Origin of the sequence: Novipirellula methanifontis (assembly GCF_052161655.1) — a bacterium.
Taxonomy (GTDB): Bacteria; Planctomycetota; Planctomycetia; order Pirellulales; family Pirellulaceae; genus Novipirellula.
This window is the reverse complement of sequence record NZ_CP197418.1, coordinates 10,265,277-10,287,064: the sequence shown is the minus strand read 5'-3', so window position 1 is coordinate 10,287,064 and position 21,788 is coordinate 10,265,277. Positions and strand designations below refer to the sequence as shown.

Here is a 21,788-nt window from a genome sequence, read left to right as displayed (position 1 = left end):
CGGAGATCGACCCCAGTGGCGACCAACTTTGAAAAACTAAGACGACTTCTTGAGGAACTGTTCCAGTTGGATCAGGCCGATCTTGATTTCGGTATCTACCGGATCATGAATCAGAAGCGTGATGAGATCGTCGAATTTCTCGACAAGAAACTGCTGCCACAAGTGCAGGAAGCGTTCAGTCAATATAAGTCTGCCGACAAAGCCGAGATTCAGAAAGAACTCGATACAGCCATCGAGCAAGCCAAAGGGCTTGGTGTTGACCCGGAATCAACTTCCAAAGTCAAAGAGCTACGTGAGAAGTATGACGATTCGGCTGTGGATGTGGCAGCGTTGGAGAATGAAGTTTTCTCCTACCTCTACAGCTTCTTTCGTCGTTACTACGACGAGGGAGATTTTCTTTCGCAACGACGATACAAGGAAGGTGTTTATGCCATTCCCTATGAAGGCGAAGAGGTCAAATTGCATTGGGCGAACCACGACCAATATTACATCAAGAGCAGTGAGTATCTCCGAGACTACACCTTTAAGATCGCATCCGGGAAACGAGTGCGTGTTCATCTTGTTTCAGGATCGACGGAGCAAGACAACAAAAAGCCTGCCGAGGGCAAAGAACGCAGATTTCAGCTTTGCGAGAAAAATCCCATCATTGAACAAGATGGAGAGCTTTTCATTCGTTTCGAGTATCGCCCAGACGACGGAAAGCAAAAGCAAGATGCCCTGAATGCACAGTCGATCAAGCAAGTCGTTGAGGCACTGGGTAGCGATGCGTTCAAGGCGACAGATTGGGCTAAGCACCTAACGGCTCTTGAACCGACCGAGAAAAACAAAGACAGAACTACATTTGAAAAGCATCTAAGGCAGTACACCTCACGCAATACGTTTGACTATTTCATTCACAAAGACTTAGGTGCGTTCCTTCAACGTGAACTTGATTTTTTCATCAAGAGCGAAGTGATGCATCTCGACGACATCGACGACCAGCAATCCAGTGCAAGGGTTGAGCAGTATCTGAGCAAAATTAAGGTGATCCGTCGAATCGCAAAAAAGATCATTGCGTTTCTTGAGCAACTGGAGTCATTCCAGAAGAAGCTCTGGCTCAAGAAGAAGTTTGTTATCGAGACCAATTACTGCATCACGCTCGACCGTGTTCCAGAATCACTGCTTGACGAGATCGCAATAAATGAATCGCAAGCGAACGAATGGGTTCGCCTATTTGCGATTGACAAGCTTGAGCAGGATTTGAATTGTCCGGGATACTCGCAACCTCTAACGCCAGAATTCCTTCGTCATCATCATCATCTGGTATTGGACACCAAGTTCTTTGGCTCCGACTTTAAGTCTCGTCTGCTTGCCGGGCTTGAAGACCTTGACGAACAGTTTCCCGGATTACTGGTAAGTGGTGATAACTTCGCAGCACTATCGCTTGTGCAAAACGCTTTGAGGGATCGAGTGCAAGCTGTTTGCGTTGACCCACCTTACAACACGGGGGAAGACGGCTTTGCTTACAAAGACCAGTACCAGCATTCGTCTTGGATTTCCATGATGACTGATCGGTTCGCTCGGTGCGCTCCCTTGTTGCGGCAGGACGCTGCCGTATTCACAAACATCGATGACACCGAGTATCGCCACCTGTGGCACGTTCTTGCCGGGGTTTTCGGAACTGAAAACTACCTTGGGAGTTTCGTTTGGAAGAGGCGAAGTGCATCGGCCATGAGCAGTCACCCGTTATCGCTCGACCACGAATATGTGTTGGCATTTGGCAAGAGTGCCATTTGCACTTCTCTTCATGGGCTCAAGCGATCTGAAGCAAACTACCCTCTAATCGACGAGAAATCGGGACGGCGTTACGCAAGCGACAACTTGACGGTCGGGATGACCAGCGAGCAGCGCCCGAATCAGTTTTACCCAATTACAAATCCGAGAACAGGCAAGGTGTTCCAGCCAAATCCAAGCCGTGTTTGGAGATTCTATCCTGAGACAATGGAGAAGGTGATTGAGGATGATCTGATCATCTGGCCTGATGAAGTCGAAGGAAACCAACAGCGACCACGGTACAAAACCTACTTCGACCCCGAAAATATGAAAGCCAAGCCGTGTTCGAGTTGGATAGAAACGGCTGGAGTGAATGACAGAGAAATCGAAGAGGAGGAGAATGACTACCTAGTCGAGATCCTTCAATCAGGCATGAATTCCGAAGGAAGCCGTGTTGTTGATCGCCTATTCGGAAGCAAACCTTTTGCATACCCAAAGCCATTATCGTTAATTCGTTCGCTAGTCCGTGCCTCCACTCGTGAGAAGGATACGGTACTCGATTTCTTCGCTGGTTCTGGAACGACCGGACATGCGGTGATCGAGATGAACCGAGAGGACGGAGGCGACCGGCGATACGTTCTTGTCGAGGTCGGCGATTACTTTGATTCAGTGCTCAAGCCTCGAATGCAAAAGGTTGTTTATTCCAAGGACTGGCGTGAAGGCGTCCCCCGGAATCGCAACGGCATTAGTCACGGCTTCAAATACATTCGCTTGGAATCGTACGAAGATGCTCTCAACAACCTTAAACTTAAACGCACCGATCAACAGGCAACGTTGCTCAAGGATGATGATGACCTTAGCGAGCAATACACGCTTTCGTACATGCTTGATGTGGAAAGCCGTGGAAGTCAGTCATTGCTGAACGTTGATGATTTTCGCAACCCTGACGAGTACAAGCTGAAAGTCGAGAAAGACGGCGAAACCCAACTTGTGAACATCGATCTAGTGGAAACCTTCAATTGGTTGCTTGGCTTGACCGTCAAACACATTGATGTGATCCGAGGTGTGCGTGTCGTGGAAGGCACGAACCCCGAAGGCGACCGAGTGCTCATTCTCTGGCGGAACCTCGACGAGACCGACAATGACGCTCTCGATAAGTGGTTTGCCAAACAGGACTACAACACCAAAGAGCAGGTGTACGACATCTTCTACGTCAACGGCGACAGCAACATCGAAAACCTCCGTCGCCCCGACCAAACGTGGAAAGTCCGACTGATCGAAGAAGAATTCCAACGCCTCATGTTCGACGTGGAGGACGTTTGACATGAGTGACCAGCCAAAAGTCTTTGCGAACGGAACAACGTGGGTGCGTGCTGACTTCCACATGCACACCAAGGCCGACAAAGAGTTCAAGTATGACGGTGAAGAACGATACTTTGCATCGGAGTATGTAGCTGCCCTGAAGAAAGCTGGGACTCGTGTCGCCGTCATCACCAATCACAACAAGTTTGACCGTGAAGAATTCAAGTCATTGGCAAAAGCTGCTCGGAAAGAGGAAATCCTCTTACTTCCCGGTGTAGAGCTTTCAGTCAAGGATGGGGCTAATGGCATCCACACATTGGTTGTGTTTTCGCAGGAATGGATAACTAACCCTGAGAACAAAAATTACATCCAGAATTTCCTTGATGTCACGTTTGCTGGAATCGCCAATTTTGAAAATGAAAATGGCCGATCCAAGCACGATCTGAATGACACGATTCGGGAACTCAATGAATTCAAGAAGGACTACTTTCTGGTTTTCGCACATGTTGAAGCAGGTAGTGGTCTATGGAAGGAGTTAGCAGGTGGGCGACTTGGTGAACTCGCAAAGCATCAACCATTCCGAGAGAGGTGTGCTGCATTCCAGAAGGTTCGCACTCGTGACAAACGAACAACTGTGCAATCACAAATGAACGACTTTTACCCCGCAGAGGTGGAGGGTTGCGACTGCAAGTGCATCGAAGATATCGGCAAGGGTAAAGCGTCTTACCTGAAGATCGGTGCGTTTACATTTGAGGCTGTGAAGTTCGCACTGCTCGATTCAAAGCATCGTGTTGCTAAAACGGTGGCGGAGGCCAAGCACTCACGAATCAAGAAGGTCGTATTCGATGGTAGCCGTCTTAATGGAACGACAATCCATTTTTCCCCTGAACTCAACACTCTAATCGGTATCCGTGGAAGCGGAAAGTCTTCGGTCATTGAGTCCGTTCGATACGCTTTGGGTGTCGAACTACCCGAGAACGCTGACAAGGATGGCTACAAGTCCGGTTCTGTGAAACATGCATTGGGAAGTGGTGGGAAAGTCACCCTGTTCGCCACTGATCGACATGGCACCGAATACGAAGTCCGTCGCATCATTGACCAGCAACCCGATGTTTACATCGACGGAGAGATTCAACCCGGAATCAGTATTCGAGAGACGATTCTCCACAAGCCGATTTACTTCGGCCAGAAAGACTTGTCGAGTAAAGATCCGGGATTCGAGAACGATCTGGTTGAGAAGTTAGTGGGCGAGAGCCTCGAAGACGTGCGTCGGAAAATCACTGAAGGCCAAGAAGGGGTCACTGAGGGTGTCCGCCGTCTAAGCAAGCTTTCAAACATCGCAGACAGAGAGCAGGAGTTTATTGCACAAAAGCAAAATGCCGAGCATCGATTGAAGGTATTCAAGGAGCATGGTGTTGAGGCAAAGCTGAAGAAACAGGTGGACTTCGACAAAGATGCAGGCTTCGCCAAGAAAGCAACTCTATTCGTCGAGCGTTATCTGCAATCGGTGGACGATTTGATTGCTGAGTACGAGTCGGAATTTGACGAACATGGAAAGTACACGTCGGAACGCAACGAAGAGTTCTTCAAGGACTTTCTTGAAATCTATGGTCGCATCGTCGATGGGTTCAACCAGATCCAGAGCATCGCCAAGACAACGAGGACCACATCTACTGAGCTAAAAGCAAAGGCAACGGAATTTGACAAGAAAAAGGATGCGTTGAAGGAGGAGTTCGCAGAAGTTGCCCGAGAACTCTCAGAAGAATTGAAGGAGAAGGGAGCAACTGCGATTGAACCGGGCGACATCCTCAAGCTAAAGCAAGCTATTGGGAAGGCCGAGGATGACCTGAAGTCGGTAGGCAAAGAAAAAGAACAGCGTGCGGAACTGGAAACGGAGTTGCTCAAAAGGCTTGTTGCGCTAAACGACCGGTGCCATGAAGAGTTCAAGCTAATTACGCAGAGGCTCGAAACCATCAATGAGGCCGACACAGCCTTGACGATTGAAGTTGGATACCGTGAAGACAAAAAGGCTTTCGTTCGTTTCCTGAAGGACACTTTCAAAGGCAGCAATCTTCGGGAAGCAACATTGCAGTTGCTTGTAGACAAATTTGCAGACGGTGCCGCTATCTATCGAGACTTCGAGTTGGCGAAGAAAACCGTGGGAGGATCAGCGGCCATTTTTGAGGAATGGTTCGGCGATAACCTTGCCACCATCCTGACCTTCCAAGTGCCCAACAGTTTCGTAATCAAGTACCACGGCAAGAAGCTGAAGAGTCACTCACTCGGGCAGCGAGCATCCGCACTGATCTTGTTTGTGCTGAGTCAACGTGACAGCGATGTCGTAATCATCGACCAACCAGAAGATGACTTGGACAACCAAACGATCTACGAGGATGTCATCAAGCTCATACGCAAGTTGAAACCCGAAACTCAATTCATCTTCGCCACCCACAACCCCAACATCCCGGTGCTGGGTGACTCAGAGCAAATCATCTCCTTCAAGTGTGACGACAAGATTGAATCATCACTCGGGAGCATTGACTGCCCCGATCAGCAGAATTCGATTGTCACAATCATGGAAGGTGGCAGCGAAGCGTTTCAACGCAGACGAGACATCTATCAGGTATGGAAGGATCGAACGTCGTAAGACGGATAGCAACTCATGGCAAAAAAGAAATCATCCAAAAAGAAAGAGGCACCGCTTCGGTTCGACGAAACACTCGTTCTGAATCAGTGGATGCTGTCGTTGTTCGATGTCGGCAGCTTTGAGAAACTGGCCGAAGAACTCAGGCCGCTGAACCGGGAAGGTCTAGACGAAAATAACGTTCATCGCTTTCATGAGACAATGAAGCTGCTGTGGCAGTTTGAAGAGTTCCCCGGTGACACGCTCCTCGGTTATGACCAGAACATCGTCAAACACACTTTGCGACTCAGTGAGCGGCGATCAGAACAACTTCAATGGAAGTATTTCCAGTATCTGTCATTGCTGTTCACCGAAATTTATCTTGACCGATTCTTCCGTGATCCAGACAAACTGCTGGCTGACCTCAACGTTCACGTGAAGAAGTTCAACGAAGGTAAGTCGAAGAAAGAGCAGATCCCAGACTTCGAGCCTGATGACCTAAACAAGCTCGCATTCTGGAATGCCACCGGCAGCGGCAAGACGCTGCTGATGCACGTCAACATTCTTCAGTATCAGAATTACCTTGAACTCCACGGACGAACCAAGGAACTAAACCGAGTGATCTTGCTGACTCCTAATGAGGGATTGTCCAAGCAACATCTCGAAGAGTTTCATCGTGCTGGTTTAGATGCTGCTCTGTTCGACAAGGATGCTGTTGGGCTATTCGCCGGACATGACATCGAAATTATCGATGTCCATAAACTTCGTGAGAAAATGGGCGAGAAAACCGTCGCCGTCGATGCCTTTGAAGGCAACAATCTTGTGCTGGTTGATGAAGGTCACCGTGGTGCCAGCGGTAAAGAGATCGGTGCGTGGCTGAAGGCCCGAAACAAACTGTGCGAGACAGGATTCTCGTTCGAGTATTCCGCTACATTTGGACAGGCGATGAAAGCCAGTAGCAACAAGTCGTTGGCTCAAGGCTACTCAAAGTGCATCCTGTTCGACTACTCGTACAAATATTTTTACAAAGACGGTTTCGGCAAAGACTATCGCATCCTGAACTTGGCTGACGATTCAGATGAAGAAAAACGAATCCTGTATCTGACGGCGTGTCTCGTTGCCTTCTACCAGCAGAGGAAGCTGTACGGTGACCACACCAATGAGTTTCGTCCCTTCTTGCTGGAAAACCCGCTGTGGGTGTTTGTTGGTGGCAGTGTCAATGCGGTGAGAACTGAGAAGAAACGGAAGGTGTCTGACGTTGTTGACATTCTGCTGTTTCTGTCGGAGTTCGTGTCCAACAAGAGCGAGACGATCAAGCTGCTGGATCGACTGATCAGCGGTAAGCCGGGATTGCTGGATACACGTGGGAACGAGATCTTTGCCACGGCCTTCGCTTATCTCAGCACGCTGGGGGCCAGTGGTTCGGAAGTCTTCGACGACATCATGAAGGTCGTGTTCAATTCATCGTCAACTGCGAAGCTGCATGTGGAGCATCTCAAAGGGACTGACGGCGAGATCGCTCTTCGCTTCGGTGACAATGAGCCGTTCGGTTTGATCAATGTTGGTGATGCTCCGAAGCTATGTAAGTTTTGTGAAGACTTCAGTGAACTTGTGGTGACCGACAAAGAATTCTCTGGGTCTCTGTTTGAGGTCATTAACGACCCCGATTCGACCGTGAACGTGTTGATCGGTTCCAAGAAATTCACGGAAGGCTGGAATAGCTGGCGAGTCAGCACGATGGGGCTGATGAACATCGGTAAGTCCGAAGGTTCGGAGATCATTCAGTTGTTCGGTCGTGGCGTCAGGCTCAAGGGCCATCAGATGACACTGAAGCGAAGTAGTGCTTTGAATGTGAAGAGCCCTCAGTACATCGGGTTCCTCGAAACACTGAACGTGTTCGGCATTCAAGCTCACTACATGCGGCAATTCAAGGAATACCTTGAAGATGAAGGTCTGCCGTCCAACGAAGATCGAATCGAGTTCATTCTTCCGGTCGTCAAGAACCTCAACGGAAAGAAGCTGACCAGCATTCGTTTGAAAGATGGTGTCGATTACAAACGGCAGGGATCGAAGCCAACATTGGGTGATGTGCCTGAACGGTTGCTAAAGAACCCAATCACTGTGAACTGGTATCCGAAGATCCAGTCACAGCAAAGTGTCGGTGTCGTCAGGACAGAAGATGTCGCTCAAAAGGATGAGTGCAAACTGGAAGAACGTCATCTTGCCTTCATGGACATTGACGCCATCTGGTTTCAGTTACAACACTTCAAGAATGAGCGATCATGGTACAACCTTAATCTGCCAAGAGAATGCATTCTTGAGCTTCTTCGTCGCAAAGATTGGTATCGTTTGTTGGTTCCCAAGGAAGAGATGGAATTAAACCGTTTTGACCGTGTTCGTCGCTGGGAAGAGATCGCTGTCGCACTGCTGAGAAAGTACGTTGATCGTTACTACAAATTCCGCAAACAGGAATGGGAAGCCGACCATCTCGAATACCACACGCTGAAGGAAGACGATCCGAATTTCGTTGAACAGTACCGCTTGATGGTAGAAGAGTCGCAGGACGCCATCATCACCGAACTGGAGGCACTCCGAGACAACATCAGCGATGGTTCATTCAGTGGCTGGGAATTCCGTCAACTTCAGGCCATGTGGTTTGGGAAGCATCTGTATCAACCGCTGCTGCACTTCAAGAGCAACTTGCTGAGTGTCAGCCCGGTTTCACTCAATGATGGTGAACGTGACTTCGTTCTGGATCTGAAGAAGTTCTGTGACAACAACCCGGACTTCCTTGGCGACAGAGAACTTTACCTGTTGCGAAACATGAGTCGTGGTCGAGGCATCGGCTTCTTCGAGGCCGGAAACTTCTATCCTGACTTCATCGTTTGGGTTCTGGACAAAGACGGTCAGTACGTCACCTTCGTCGATCCCAAAGGAATCAGAAATCTACCATCTGACGATCCGAAGATCCTGTTCTACAAGACCATCAAGGAACTTCAGACGAGACTCGGCGATCCAAATGTCATTTTGAACTCGTTCATCATCTCGAACACGCCATACCAAGAAGTGAAGTGGTGGGATGGTGGTCTAACCAAACCACAACTCACAGAACGTCACGTGTACTTCCAGAAGGAAGACAACGACATCTACATCAAGCGATTGCTGGAAACGGCAACCAGCGATGAGCAAGTGGCGGTTGAAGTGTAGTCATGGCAAACATCTTCTCCACATACTCACAGGGTGAGAACCGTGTAACCGCATCATTCCTTGCGGTGATTCGATCACTGTCACTTGATCGCATTCAACGCCTTCTTGGTGCATTGTTGGAACAATCTGAATTCGAGTTGGTTCGGTTCGAGAACCAGCCATCAAAAGGCGGTGATGGAGTTCCTGATGCGATCATACAGAGCAGCGTTTGTCTTTTGCTCGAAACCAAAACTGAACGAAATGGTGTAAACCTTCCACAGATCAGGCGTCATCTGAAACGACTCAATGAGGCAACCGAATCCACAGCCTTATTGCTGGTACTGACGCCTGATGATGTTCGCCCCACGATATTGGAAGACATTGATGATGATCGAGTTGTGTGGACATCATTTGCATTGCTTGATCAAGCAATCAACGAACTTCTTGAAGATCCAAAGGAAGTCGTTTCAGAACGAGAAGCGTTCCTGCTTCGTGAGTTGCAAGTGATGCTTGAAGCGGAAGGCTTACTTGCCAACCCCAATGACGTAGTGGTCGTCGCCGCTCGAAGTGCATGGGATGAATACAACGAGATCCATGCTTATGTCTGCCAACCGAAACGGTCGTTTCAGCAAGTCAGCCGCATTGGTTTCTACTCGAAACAAAATATCTATCCGCTGGTGCCAATGATCATGGAGACACATGATGATGTGGTCATGGAACGAGACGCACATGAAGGATCGCTTGGTGTGTTGGTCAATCGCCTGTTGGACGAAGACCGAAGAGAAGAAGGCCGAAGATTCAAAGTGTTTATATTGTCGGCACCAGACTCAACGGACACATTGAAGCTGTCCAAGCCGATCCCCAACGACAAACGGTCCAAGTCGGGAAAAGGCACTGCCTTCACCATGGGGCAGCGCTATGTGGCAAGTGCGGCTCTAATTGAAGCAAACACAACCACCGACTTGGATTCATAAGGACGACATCTCATGGGGAAGAAAATGCAAGCTCCAGAAAACATGGAAAAACAGAAGAAGAGAGAACAATTTATAGCGGGCTTTCTCATGGAGTTTCCTAAATCCACTCATTCTAAAGTTTCAATGGAATGGAAGCGTCGAGGCAATCGAACACAAGTTCCGAAAGATGAGTATCAGATAGCTAAGAATCACGTTGAAGCCCATTGGGAAGGGAAAGTGTTGGCTGACTCTTGGTACGGACTTCGCAACCTCGAAAAAGCGAAAGAGCGCCGACTGCGACGGGAAGCACAAGCACAAGAAGCTTCTGCTCTCGCTGAGAAGTATCCAATTGGAAGAACAGTGGCAGGGACGGAGTTGAAGAAGTTATTTGACGAACACTTCGCTGATGTGCTTGGGGCAAGTCTCAAGCTGACCAGTGGTAAAGGCAACTCACAGAAATTCAGAATTGCTAAACGGTTACCCACACAATCAGAATATGAAACCCGACGTTCCGAACATTTCCGACTGACGGTCGCCGATCTCCTTTCGCTGGTAAGTGAAATCATTTCAGTGGGAGCGACCTCTCTTAGCGAAAGGCTCGACGAGATGTCAGACCGTGCCCGTGAAGGTGGGCGTGGAACCGACATAGGCGAAGCTCTTGAACTCCTTGAGTCGGTGGTTCATGACTTGGAAGAGAGCCAGATTCCTGAATCTATCCGACACCTCAATGTGTGCTGGCTTCCGCAGGTTTCTAGTCGCCGTTCTCCGAAGCGAATTGAAGTTTCGGTTACGCAGATTGAGTTTCTGAGAACGCAGATTGAGACCCGCTTTGTCAACTCTGTTGTCGATGCTGCTGCTTTGATCGAGCACTCGTTCTCAACAAAAGCAGCTAAGGAATTAACCTCCAGCCTTAAGGAATCGCCAGAAATTCTGTTGGACTTTGCCCAAAGACTCGGAGAATCCGTCGAAGGCATTAACGAGGCAATTGACTTGTCCCGGTCATCGTTGCCGTGAAGCGATCAATTACTGAACCTGTCTTTCCCTACGACACGAGCGAGTTCGGCAATTCTGGCGAGTTTATTTTTAGCTGAATGATTGTCGGGCAGATGATCTGGTGCGTCACCTGAAAAGCAACGGTGACATGGCCGACACAACAGCGTCAAATAGTTGTCATTGTAAAAGCCTTTGTCGTAGCGAATGTGGTGAACGTCAGACCCACCACGGCCACAGATTCTGCATTGACCGTTGTCTCGCTTCCAAATTCGCTGCTTGGTGACCAGCCAGTTGTAAGTGGTGTATGGGGAAAGATACATGACAGTATCTATCCCCACCACGATCAGATTGACTTGCGTCAGAATCCTTCTTTGAGCCAATCAACTTTGACTCTGACTTCTTTGACTTTCTCGTCATCAAGCAATCCCTGTCCTTCCCAGTCGTATCGATGAACTTCTTCGAGCACCGCCATGTGAACCTCGAAATCGAGGAGTGCCTCAGAAAACCGATGCAAGAAACCCTCTATTTCCGTGGGAGTCATAATCTCGCCAGCAATTCGTAGTCTCGGAAATATCCAGTCCTCGGATGGATCGTGGACTCCGTAAAATGCTTCCCCGATTTGGTAGTACAGATCCGTTGCTTTCCCGAACGAAAGATCGACGGAGCGATCATTCTTTTGGATTGTCATGCTGTCGAAGCTGGCTGTCATTGTGATGTTATTAGACATTCGCCACCTCCTTGCTCGCTGACTTCGCAAACAGAGGTTGAACGCCTTTTTCAACAAACGCCGCATCAACTTGAGACTTCAGCATCTCAGGAGTTGCACGATCCTCTTGGAGATAGAACTCGTTCAATCCAGACAGAGCCGTTCGCATGACGCCACGATACAACTGGTCTCCACGCTCCCTCTGAACATCCAACGGAAGATCGGAACTCAGAAACTGATTTGAGCAATGTCGCAGTATTTTGAACACTAGATCGTGTGCCTTGACTTCATTAAACGCCCCCGGTGCCATCCGCACTCGATCTGCGATGCTGTTCTTCGATATCTCATGATCCTGATGGATAGGATCAGCGGCGGCGATAGCCTCTTGATCGGCTTGCTTCTTCCTGAAGTCTTCGCTGGAAAAATATTCTTGTCTTTTCTGCTCGGCCTGAAACTCTCGCTCTTGCCGTTGCTTCTCTTCAAGCCGAGTCTTCATTCGAGTGACAAAGTATTTGCCGAAGTTGCCACGCCCAACGTTGCCTTTCAGCTTGTTCTTCTCGTGCTGCTCCTTTGCCATTCTGATCTGATCCCGGAACCCCAGCAGACAATCTCCAAGCAGTTTTGCAGTGGTTATCGCTTCTTCGCAGGATGACTGTGGCATCAACCATTTGCATGACTTCCTCCAATCATCGAAGCCATCTCCCTGCAACTCATAGCGTTCAGCATCCCGTGGTTTCTTTTCGGTCGGATGAACTTCTTGGGCGACGGGTTTCTGCTCGAAGTAACTGATCAGGTCATCGCTTAATGGCTTCAAGGTGATGTCGAATGAACTTCCAAGATCAGCAACCCCAATGAATCCGGCGAACAATAGATCGTCAATCACGGACTTTACGGTGGGACGGCTGATCCTCAACATTTTTGCTTGTCCCGACACGGTGAAGCGTCTGACGACGCCTCCCGGTGTTTTGCCTCGATTAACAAGAAATGAATACACAGCAGCGTGATTGACTCCGAACCGTCGAGACGTTTCGGGATAGCGAATCGTCGCTCCTCGCTTTGGAACCAGAAACGTCACGTAGGCGTAGTCGTCTGCCCACTGGTCAGGCGTTACATCTTGGCTTCGAGTGGCAAACCAACTCTGTGGTGGACGGTTCGCAATCCACTTTTTCCCCACCTTATTAACCGAGGCGGACAAGCCAGCAAGTGAACTTGTCACGCTCTTGTGGTGGAGCCGTGTGTGCTCCGAAATCTCCCGAACAGAAGCTGGAAGTTGATAACGTGATCTGTACGCCAGAAATGAAAACACCAATCGCTCATGCAAAAGATGGGCTGTGCTTCGGTCACCGTTTGCCTGCCGTGCCGTGATCACGTCATTGTTAAACGTGCTTCCCTTTTTCGGCGTTAATAACTTGAATCGCTCTACCTTCTTGAGTTCTTCCATTTGTTCTCCTTTATGATCTGAAGTTGACTCAGACATATAGGAGTGTCCTCGTTCGCATTTTTTGAAAACAAATTTGACATTATTTTCCAGCATGGTGCGTCATCTTTTTCCGCAGGAGCGCATTTGCCAGTGAATTGGCTACAGAATCTGGCACTACAAGGAATAGAAAGTAATGTAAGAAGGAACTGAATAAGAAACTTCTCTACCGTCGAGAGAGGGATGTCTTCGACAGTTTCAGAAATTTCGGCCTCCATGAACTCAACAATCGGTCCTATCCTTACTGACACTTGCGGAATCGTGATCTGTCACATGCTCAGCCCTGACCCGACGATGGAAAAGCCTGAGACACTACCGAGACAGTGAGTTGCAAATGCCGTCTCTGGATGAACTTAAGCAGTAGCCTGTTGACTCGGCTGTGAAACGCCTTCTGTTGCTAGTCGGTGACGTGCTCTGCCAATCTGCTGCTCGTCAATGTCGCAACCGACAAATCTTCGACCTCCACCAACCCTAGTCGCCGCTACAGCATTAGTTCCGGTTCCGACTTGAGGATCAACAATAAGACCTCCCGGTCTGGACAGCTTGCTTACTAATTCAACTGCCACGTCCAACGACTGTTGCCAATCGTGGTAGTCCTTGGTGAATGGCGGAACGGGGATCACGTCCGAGCAGCCAATGGAATCAAACGGTCGATCCATTCGGCTCATAACCAAGGCAGGTCGCCATTGCTCAAGCTGTTGAGTTGCCCAGTTTCGTCTGGTTTCTGGAAGTACCATGGCGATGACTGCTAATGCCTTGAGTGAACCCTTAACAAGATCAACGAACTCGAACATTGATCGTTGACCTATGATCGTGACGAACAACCCCTCGGGAGATAGCCAGCGGCTTGCGAGCTTTGATAGTGCGAGCCAGTCTTTGCTTGCATCTGGTGACCAGACCACATCCGTTAATACGAGATCGGCACTGCCTGATTCGATGTTCATGTCTCGAAAATCACAGCAATACAGTTCCGTGTTGGTTGGCAACTTAACAACCTCCTCGACTTCCCTTTCTTTTCTCTGACGGTGAGCCGTAGTGTGAATTCTCTTCGGATGCCGAATGAGACCCGACAAACTCCCGCCAACCTCGGCAAGATCGGGGACCAGTTTCTCAAATTCACGGCGGTTCTTTACTATTGTCCGAGCAGGCTTCTTCTTCCGAACACCGACTTTACGTTCAACTCCATCTCGGCCCACAGTCGATTCACGTTTCGCCAACTTATTCATTTGCATAAGTGACCGCCTTCTTCGGTTCACTGTCGGCTGGCTAACACCAAAAAGTTCGGCGACCTGTATATCCGAGAGTTGTGGATTGGCGATCAGATAGATGTCGATCAATTCATTTCGCTTCTTTTGATTCAGTTGAATAGGTCTTCGCCACATGTTGAGATCGATGGCGAGGGCCAGCTTTTCATGCTTTGACAGGCCGATCCGAACATCGGCTCCAACTAGCCAATCAATCTTGAGATCGATGCAAATGTCACGACGACCGTGGCCGTCAATGACATTTCCGGCTTCATCCACAACGACCGGATTCCGCAGCCCAACCGCTTCGACCGAAGCTCGAAGGTCGTCGAGATCCTTGCCAGATGATCGTGGAAAGATTTGGAAGGGATCAGCATTCATGACAGTCGCCCCTCCTTCTTCAATTGGTCCACTCGTCGGTAGAAGGATGGCTGGCTTTTTCCGGTTCGCTCCTTCCAAGCGGACACTCGTTCCGTTGGTGCGTCGATTGTGACGTAAATATCGAGAGCGATTCGTTTTTCGGCCTCCTTCTTTTCAGCCGTGCTCAAGTCTGTAGTTGGCTGCGATAAGACAACCAGTTGTTGCTCAAGATTGCTGATGATCAAATCATGCCAGTGAAGCTCCGATCCACCCATTGTAAATAGCTCGAAGTCTTTGATCGCCTTATCAACAAACATTCGCACTGTCGGTCTGGTGTTCCGACGATTACATTCTTTGATGAGAAACGTTGCCACGTTTCTTGCGTCACTTGGGGCAACGCCATCGATGCCCTCGGAAGCAATATGCTCGATCATGGCAATGATCTGATCTTCGGTAGGTTCATAGTTGATGATGTACACACGGTCCCCCAGTGCCTTGATCACTTCGTTACCATGCGACTTCAATGCCAGATTTGAGATACAGATGATCCCACCTGAGAATTCGACAACGGAATCACTTTTTGCTGTCGTGTGTCGCACTCGTCGAACGCCAGACGAATCGTGGCGGTTCCCAAGCGCGGCTAAGAGAAGCTGGAGTGCGATAGGTTGATTGAAGACAGATGAAACATCATCGAGCACGATCACCCGATCATGGTTGTCTGCGAGCAACTGGAATAAACCGATTGGCGTCAAATGCCCGCTACTGTACGTGTATTTCACCGCCAGCTCGTCAAGCGTTGAGCAAACTGTATGGGTTTTGCTAGTTCCCGGACTACCATGAAGATAAAGGCCGTTGCACGTGCCCTTGATGACACCCCGAACTCGATCTTTGACGACCTTGAGTTGAAGCATCAACTCGTCGTAATAATTGACCGCTTTCATTGAACGACTCCCACTATGAGTTGCTCGAAAGCCGATTTCTCACTTCTCATTTCGTTGAGAAGTGAGAAAGTGAGAAAACCAAGATGGGTTGGCTCAGCGTGGTAGACACACTTGGTGGTCCACGACTTGCACTTGGCAGGTGCAACATGCCACTTGGTTACTGCGGATTCGCATTCTCCACGGGCACTGAACGGAAAGAGCTTCAGGCGCATAAAAATACCCTCGTTGTTGGAGCCAACAACGGGGGTCGGGTTTCACCCTATTCACAGGATGGCGGCGATCTGGACGGACTCACAAGTCCGCCGCACGCATCTTACAGGCTCAAGGCCGGTTTCTGCCATTTGTTGCAACCGCTGGCGAAGCGGAAGCCCTAGAGCTAACAAGCTCATCCCAATACATTTTCATTATACGATTGTCATCAACCGCAGTTAAGTACGATTGCGATTTTCTTCAATTTTGATGCTTGGACGGCACGATGTCCGGGAACACCACTTATGACCCGTCTCAATCAACGGTGACCGGTCATCCAACCGGTCACGGTTCTTGCAGAACATTTTTCATTCGGGTTCGCATCTGAGTGCGTCCAAGAATGGTTGGAAGTGATCTCGCAAGTCAGTTAGTGCCTCAGCAACTCGTTCGTAGGGACGGTCGGAATAGCGATCCGTATCCTTACCCGACACCCGACCACTTCCATCAATTCGACGAGCGTTGATCAGATCAGCGATTTCACGACCAAATTTTGGACGGACAAGGTTCGGGAGAATCTTCCGTATTGACTTGAAGCTGTGACGAGGAAAGTCATCTCGCTCTCGACAAATTCTTGTGACGACACCGATTCTTCTACTTGCCTTTGTTGGTTTTGCCTGCCACCACTGAGAGAAGTATTGCTGAGGGTTCTTCCAGTCTTCCCGATACCATGGAACTCCATTCTCGCTAACAATCAAACGATCACACCCAATCCTACGAGATCGTTCTTGTCCCCACCTTGCTAGAAACGCAACTTCGGGCCACAGCAACCATTCGCCATACTCGCCAGTCTTGGGACGATTCAGAATCACCCACTTTCCCGTAGCATTTGTGCTCGGGTGTCTGTCGAAAATGTCGTTGACTTCAAGTCGCCCAACCTCAGCCGCCTGCATCGCACAATTGACCGACAGTCCCAAGATCATTTTACCAAATTGATCGAGATGCTCTGCGATGACAGCAAGTTGTTCAGGCGTGTAAGTGTTACCAGAAACTCTCCGAGTCTGGTTCTTCTTTCGATCTGAATGTAAGGAGTCAGCAGTTCGCTTGATCCTGCTAGACCCCTTTGGTAACTCCCACCGCCAGTCACCTTCTTCATCAATCCAGACAAGAATTGACCAAAGGCAGTCCATTGTGTGCTTGGCGTGATCGGCAGAAATTGGCGTGCCCGTATGATTGCTAACCGGGCGTGTTCGCCAAATCGCAAAGAGTTCGTCGATCTTGTTTTTGTCCGTCAGTTCCCAAATGGGAAAGTTGGTCATGTTCTTTTTGAATCGCTTGGCAATGTCCAAGTAGTTCTGAACAGATGGTGACGGCAAACCGTTGTCTTTTCGCTTTCCCGTTTTCTTCCTGTACTGCCGATAGCCATCGATTGCATCAAAGAATGTCCTTGTTTCGATTTTGCTTGGATCACTTGGGACTGTCGTCCGAAGTACCCCAATCAAGTCAGACGGGAACGATTCAAAGCGTGTATCCACTGTCGCCATTGCTTCAGCGAGCGTATCTCGAACAGTCGCATCCACTAGCTCCTTGAGTTCTCTCTCTCCACGAGCAAGGGCAGAAGGATCGTCAGCAACAATATCGAGTCCAAGTTCTCGTAGCTCGTGAAGTCGCTGAGCTTCTTCGCTGGCTTGTCCTTCATTGTTGCGAGCAAAGTCCGAAACACGTAGGACCAAGCGTTCACCTGCTGCCAGCTTCTTGGCGTGAGACAGAACAGATCCGGCCCAGTGGTCAATCTCGTGATATTGGCACTGACGTTCAAACAGGTTGCGAAGGTCGGCCAGTCGCCGTTCCATCTCGGACGTGCCCACATCCCTGATGTTGCCGACGCTGAATCGTTTGTCGCCGACTTCCGGTCGCACGTAGCCTCGGCGGTCAGGATTGGGAAGGCGTCCTCGATTGGTTCGTTTGGTCATTTGAGCAGGCTCCTCAGAAAGTTGTGAGTAGTAAATCTGCTCGCCTAGCCGGTGTCCGCTATCAAGTTGAAATCCGACACAATCCGACACAAAATCCGACACAGAATCCGACATCGCCAGTGAACTCACAAGTGGCAGGATATCAGGAAATGCCGTAAACCGTTGGTATTGCTGGAGTTCGGCGCACGAAAAAAGCCGCTTGTGAATTTACAAGCGGCTTTTGAGTGGAGGATAACGGACTTGAACCGATGACCTCCTGCATGCCATGCAGGCGCTCTCCCAACTGAGCTAATCCCCCTGAAGGTCGTTTTGTCTGTCGCAAAGCGTACTGACTGCCCCATCCCCTCGTCAAGTCCCGCTCGTTTCCTTCGACAAAAAATCAGCCCACGGACGCCGCAAAACCCTAACCGGCCCAATCTGGCGAGCAGATTACGCCGGCTTTGCTGAATTTGACGCCACAGGGGAGGCGAGGAAACGATTCCGATTTTCCGCGAGGAACTTCCTCGCAGCAGACTCCAACAACGAAGTTGGAGCCAGTTCGCAGGGTGAAGGGGCGGTCGGCGGGCGACCGATGGGGGGATCGAGCTGACGGAGTTCCAGCGTTTCGCAGCGGGGGTTTTTGTTCGCGGAGCGATCAACGACTATGTGCCCGCCAAGTTGCTCGGTCGGCCCTCACCCGAACGAGGCCTGAAGGGCCCGTTCGACCTCTCCCGAGCTAAAGCTCGGGAGAGGTAACTCGAGCGGTCCACTGCTTTGCTATTTGCGTCGCTTGCGGATGGGCTCGATCGGGTCGATGGTTTCGTCGTCATATTGCTTACGTAACCGTGACAGCTCGGTTTCCATCTCTGCTCGGACGCTGGCGTACTCGGGGTTCGCATAGACGCTGTTGAGTTCGTTTGGATCCTTTTCCAGATCAAACAATTCCCAATCGTCAATCGCCTCGCCCTCGAGTGCGTAAAAGCGAATCAGCTTGTGACGGCCATTAGTGACACCATAGTGCCGTGCGACATTATGAGCCCCCGGATTTTCGTAGTAGTGATAGTAAAACGTCTTTCGCCAATCCGCGGGCGTGTTGCCTTTGAAAATCGGCACCAGGCTGCGGCCTTGCATGTCGCTGGGGATGTCGGTTCCGGCGATGTCCAAAAACGTTTCGGCGTAATCAAGGTTTGACACAACGTCGTTGTTAACCGTGCCCGGCTTCACCACGCCTGGCCAACGTACCATCAGTGGCGTTTTGAGCGACTCTTCGTACATCCAACGTTTGTCGAACCAACCATGTTCGCCCAAATACCAACCTTGATCCGACGAGTAAATAACAACGGTGTTGTCCGCCAAACCCGCTTCGTCGAGATAGTCCAGCACCTCGCCGACACTGTCGTCGACGCTCTTCACACAGCGAAGGTAATCTTTGACGTAACGTTGATACTTCCACTGGATGATCTCTTTCTCCGTCATCGTGGCTTGCGCCTTTTTGTACGCTTCGTTCTTAGGTCCATAGGCGGCATCCCAAGTCTTGCGTTGCTCGGCGTTCATCGTTCCATAACCGGTCAGTTTCAGGTCGTTGGAATTGAGATGTTCCTTGATCGTCATCTGTTGACGTGCCGCGGATCGGGTACGACCCGAGTAGTCGTCCCACAGCGTTTCAGGCTCGGGGATCGTGACGTCGTCGAGCCAGTTGAGATATTTAGGACTGGGCATCCAATTGCGATGCGGTGCCTTGTGTTGGCACATCAGCATGAACGGTTTGTTGGGATCGCGTTGCTCTTTGAGCCACGTCAAAGTTTTGTCGGTGATGATCTCGGTTGTGTATCCGGTGTGAGGCCGTGTGACGGGGTTGCCATCGGCACCGGCGGTCAGCATCGGCGGATTGTAGTATGGGCCTTGTCCTTTCAAGACGTCGTAATAATCGTAGCCTTGCGGAGTGGAAACGAGATGCCATTTGCCGACCACGGCGGTTTGATAGCCGTTGGCCTTGAGCAGTTTTGGAAACGTTTGCTGGTCGCCGTTAAAACGATCGCGATTGGTTTTGAAGCCGTTGATGTGGCTGTATTTTCCAGTTTGGATCACCGCTCGGCTGGGGCCACAGATCGCATTGGTGACGTAGCAGCGATCAAACCGCATGCCTTGTTTGGCGATGCGATCGAGGTTCGGGGTGGTGATGCGGGCCGGATCGTAGGCACTGAGAGCTTGTTCACAGTGGTCGTCGGTAAAGATGAAGACGATGTTCGGGGGCGCCGCCGCTTGCGTTACCGCAGTGGCGACAAATGCGAATAAGGTCGCTAGAAGGGTGGATTTCATGCTGTGTGTGGTCGGTTGGAGGAGCCGAGACTAGAATTCTTCGTCAAAACATCTTAACTGGAATCAAATCACCGGGTGCGACCATGTAAAGCGGATATTCGCCAAAACGATGGGTTTTGCAATAAGAAATCGCGGCAAAACCGTAGCCCGCAGGCGACCAGCCAACTATTTTAGGAGCGGTCGCAGACCGTAATCGCCGATCGCGATTTCCCGCTGACATCTCTCACCCGCAAACTCTCTCCCCCGCAGAAACGAAACCAACATGATCTCTCGGTCACGATACACGCTCGCCAGCGTCTGTTTTGCTCTCCTGATCTCGGACGGCTTGCTGTCCGGAAGCACCCCCGTGATGGCCGCTGGTCCGAAGGGCCCCGTCTATACCGAGACGCCTGATTCGGAACCCAATTTTTCGCTGATGGGCGAGTTTGTCGGTCCGATCAAGCTGGATAACGAAGACAAGAATGTCGTGGCCCTGCAAATCCGGCCGATCGGCAACGATACGTTCGAGGCGATTCAGTACCTCGGCGGCTTGCCAGGCGAAGAAGGACACAAGACAGAGTCGGTTGAGTTGATCGGCCGTCGCAGTGACGATTTTGTCGTGCTCTCGGGTGGCCCCTACGCCGTGTTCGTGGAAAAGGATGGCTGCTTGGTTTTGGACCGCAAGGGAAACCGCATCGGTGAACTGAAGCGAGTCGAGCGTGAGAGCTCGACGTTGCACGCCCCGGCGCCCAAAGAAGCGCTCGTGCTGTTTGATGGCACTTCGACGGACCAGTTTATCGACGGTCAAATGACCAGCGATAAATTGTTGATGCACGGAACGAAAATCAAACCGATGATGCAAGATTTCAACTTGCATCTCGAGTTCCGGCTACCGTACATGCCCGAGGCATTGGACCAAGCCCGAGGCAACAGCGGCATCTATTTGCACGGCCGCTATGAATGCCAGGTGCTCGATTCGTTCGCCACCCCGGCAGTTTTCAACGGATGTGGAGCGCTTTACCGTTTCCGCACTCCCGATTTGAACATGTGTTATCCGCCACTGCGTTGGCAAACCTATGACATCCAGTTCACCGCAGCACGCTGGGACGCCGAGGGCAACAAGATGCGTGGCGCTCACGTGACCAGTTGGCTAAACGGTGTGAAAATTCAAGATGATGTCGAGTTGCCAGGACCGACCGGTGCTGGAAAACCCGAAGAACCCAATTTGCTGCCCACCTTGTTCCAAGACCATGGTGATCCGGTTCGTTTCCGCAACGTGTGGATTGTCGATCGTGGATTGGCCAGTGGCACGTTCCCGATTCGCCCGACCAAAGAAGAACTTGAAGCTTTAGAAAAAGAAAAGCAAGCGAAGATCGAGCGTGAGAAAAAGGAACAAGAAAAGAAGGCTCGCGAGCTGAAGGAAAAGAAGCAAAAGGAAGAAGCGGAGAAGAAGAAGCAAGCTGAGATGAAGGTTGCCGCTGAGAAAGCGGCAGCAGACAAGGCAGCGGCAGATAAGGCAGCTGCTGACAAAGCCCAGGCGGAAAAGGAATCGGCGAAGCCGGAGGCCAAAGAAGAAGCCAAGCCAGCGGATGCGAAGCCAGCCGAAGCGGTGAAGTAGCTCGAGGAAGATTGATCAGTGTTAGCCGACGGCGCTAGCCGCGGGCCTTTTGATTTGGAAGCGATCGCGCCGCTCAGCTAAACCACGCAAAGTTCGCATTAGATACGAAGCAAACACCGGTGTAGTGGATCTTGCTCAAGATCCTGCATGAGGGATCTTGAGCAAGATCCACTACGGGGGCATGCATGACGAATTTA

General features: G+C 50.3%; 13 protein-coding genes and 1 tRNA gene. 6 read left to right on the top strand and 8 right to left on the bottom strand.

Features of this window, described 5'->3' with window-relative positions:
- Positions 1-15 precede the first annotated feature (15 nt).
- From SH528x_RS36510 to SH528x_RS36490, 5 genes are read left to right on the top strand one after another with little or no spacing between them, the layout of a single operon-like run.
- A complete protein-coding gene (locus tag SH528x_RS36510) occupies positions 16-3,075 on the top strand; it encodes a site-specific DNA-methyltransferase (protein WP_442508333.1) in 3,060 nt (1,019 codons plus the stop codon).
- A gap of 1 nt (position 3,076) precedes the next feature.
- Positions 3,077-5,701 (top strand): TrlF family AAA-like ATPase, encoded by a 2,625-nt coding sequence (locus SH528x_RS36505; RefSeq protein WP_442508332.1) that lies wholly within the window; start codon positions 3,077-3,079, stop codon positions 5,699-5,701.
- Positions 5,702-5,716: 15 nt separating this feature from the next.
- Positions 5,717-8,884 carry a DEAD/DEAH box helicase family protein gene (locus tag SH528x_RS36500; RefSeq protein ID WP_442508331.1) on the top strand — a complete coding sequence of 1,056 codons (3,168 nt, stop codon included), beginning with the start codon at positions 5,717-5,719 and terminating at the stop codon, positions 8,882-8,884.
- Between the two features lie 2 nt (positions 8,885-8,886).
- A complete protein-coding gene (locus tag SH528x_RS36495) occupies positions 8,887-9,837 on the top strand; it encodes a hypothetical protein (RefSeq protein ID WP_442508330.1) in 951 nt (316 codons plus the stop codon).
- Positions 9,838-9,849: 12 nt separating this feature from the next.
- Positions 9,850-10,830, top strand: coding sequence for a hypothetical protein (locus SH528x_RS36490; RefSeq protein ID WP_442508329.1), 981 nt, complete (start codon positions 9,850-9,852; stop codon positions 10,828-10,830).
- Between the two features lie 5 nt (positions 10,831-10,835).
- Here SH528x_RS36490 and SH528x_RS36485 read toward each other — a convergent pair whose 3' ends face one another.
- The 8 genes from SH528x_RS36485 to SH528x_RS36450 all read right to left on the bottom strand — a co-directional run bounded on the left by SH528x_RS36485 (position 10,836) and on the right by SH528x_RS36450 (position 19,994).
- Entirely contained in the window at positions 10,836-11,129 is a 294-nt protein-coding gene (locus SH528x_RS36485; RefSeq protein WP_442508328.1) for an HNH endonuclease, read from the bottom strand.
- A gap of 38 nt (positions 11,130-11,167) precedes the next feature.
- Complete coding sequence (locus SH528x_RS36480; RefSeq protein WP_442508327.1) at positions 11,168-11,536, bottom strand: hypothetical protein; 369 nt, start codon at positions 11,534-11,536, stop codon at positions 11,168-11,170.
- On the bottom strand, positions 11,529-12,731 hold the full coding sequence (locus SH528x_RS36475) for a hypothetical protein (protein ID WP_442508326.1): 1,203 nt from the start codon (positions 12,729-12,731) through the stop codon (positions 11,529-11,531). The genes SH528x_RS36480 and SH528x_RS36475 overlap by 8 nt, the downstream gene beginning before the upstream one ends.
- 614 nt (positions 12,732-13,345) lie before the next feature.
- On the bottom strand, positions 13,346-14,617 hold the full coding sequence (locus tag SH528x_RS36470; RefSeq protein ID WP_442508325.1) for a DNA methyltransferase: 1,272 nt from the start codon (positions 14,615-14,617) through the stop codon (positions 13,346-13,348).
- Positions 14,614-15,537: a hypothetical protein gene (locus SH528x_RS36465; protein WP_442508324.1), complete on the bottom strand. Its 924-nt coding sequence runs from the start codon at positions 15,535-15,537 to the stop codon at positions 14,614-14,616. The genes SH528x_RS36470 and SH528x_RS36465 overlap by 4 nt, the downstream gene beginning before the upstream one ends.
- A gap of 557 nt (positions 15,538-16,094) precedes the next feature.
- Positions 16,095-17,696 carry a hypothetical protein gene (locus SH528x_RS36460; RefSeq protein WP_442508323.1) on the bottom strand — a complete coding sequence of 534 codons (1,602 nt, stop codon included), beginning with the start codon at positions 17,694-17,696 and terminating at the stop codon, positions 16,095-16,097.
- Between the two features lie 225 nt (positions 17,697-17,921).
- Positions 17,922-17,994: transfer RNA gene (locus SH528x_RS36455), tRNA-Ala, on the bottom strand.
- 458 nt (positions 17,995-18,452) lie between these two features.
- Positions 18,453-19,994 carry a sulfatase family protein gene (locus SH528x_RS36450; protein WP_442508322.1) on the bottom strand — a complete coding sequence of 514 codons (1,542 nt, stop codon included), beginning with the start codon at positions 19,992-19,994 and terminating at the stop codon, positions 18,453-18,455.
- 262 nt (positions 19,995-20,256) lie between these two features.
- Here SH528x_RS36450 and SH528x_RS36445 point away from each other — a divergent pair, with 262 nt between their 5' ends.
- The gene (locus tag SH528x_RS36445; RefSeq protein ID WP_442508321.1) at positions 20,257-21,591 is read left to right on the top strand and encodes a 3-keto-disaccharide hydrolase; all 1,335 of its coding nucleotides are present in this window, start codon (positions 20,257-20,259) and stop codon (positions 21,589-21,591) included.
- Positions 21,592-21,788 lie beyond the last annotated feature (197 nt).

Coding starts and splice junctions, on each gene's coding strand:
- SH528x_RS36505 (WP_442508332.1), top strand. CDS start 3,077: ATGAGTGACCAGCCAAAAGTCTTTGCGAACGGAACAACGTGGGTGCGT.
- SH528x_RS36500 (WP_442508331.1), top strand. CDS start 5,717: ATGGCAAAAAAGAAATCATCCAAAAAGAAAGAGGCACCGCTTCGGTTC.
- SH528x_RS36495 (WP_442508330.1), top strand. CDS start 8,887: ATGGCAAACATCTTCTCCACATACTCACAGGGTGAGAACCGTGTAACC.
- SH528x_RS36490 (WP_442508329.1), top strand. CDS start 9,850: ATGGGGAAGAAAATGCAAGCTCCAGAAAACATGGAAAAACAGAAGAAG.
- SH528x_RS36485 (WP_442508328.1), bottom strand. CDS start 11,129: ATGTATCTTTCCCCATACACCACTTACAACTGGCTGGTCACCAAGCAG.
- SH528x_RS36480 (WP_442508327.1), bottom strand. CDS start 11,536: ATGTCTAATAACATCACAATGACAGCCAGCTTCGACAGCATGACAATC.
- SH528x_RS36470 (WP_442508325.1), bottom strand. CDS start 14,617: ATGAATGCTGATCCCTTCCAAATCTTTCCACGATCATCTGGCAAGGAT.
- SH528x_RS36465 (WP_442508324.1), bottom strand. CDS start 15,537: ATGAAAGCGGTCAATTATTACGACGAGTTGATGCTTCAACTCAAGGTC.
- SH528x_RS36460 (WP_442508323.1), bottom strand. CDS start 17,696: ATGACCAAACGAACCAATCGAGGACGCCTTCCCAATCCTGACCGCCGA.
- SH528x_RS36450 (WP_442508322.1), bottom strand. CDS start 19,994: ATGAAATCCACCCTTCTAGCGACCTTATTCGCATTTGTCGCCACTGCG.
- SH528x_RS36445 (WP_442508321.1), top strand. CDS start 20,257: ATGATCTCTCGGTCACGATACACGCTCGCCAGCGTCTGTTTTGCTCTC.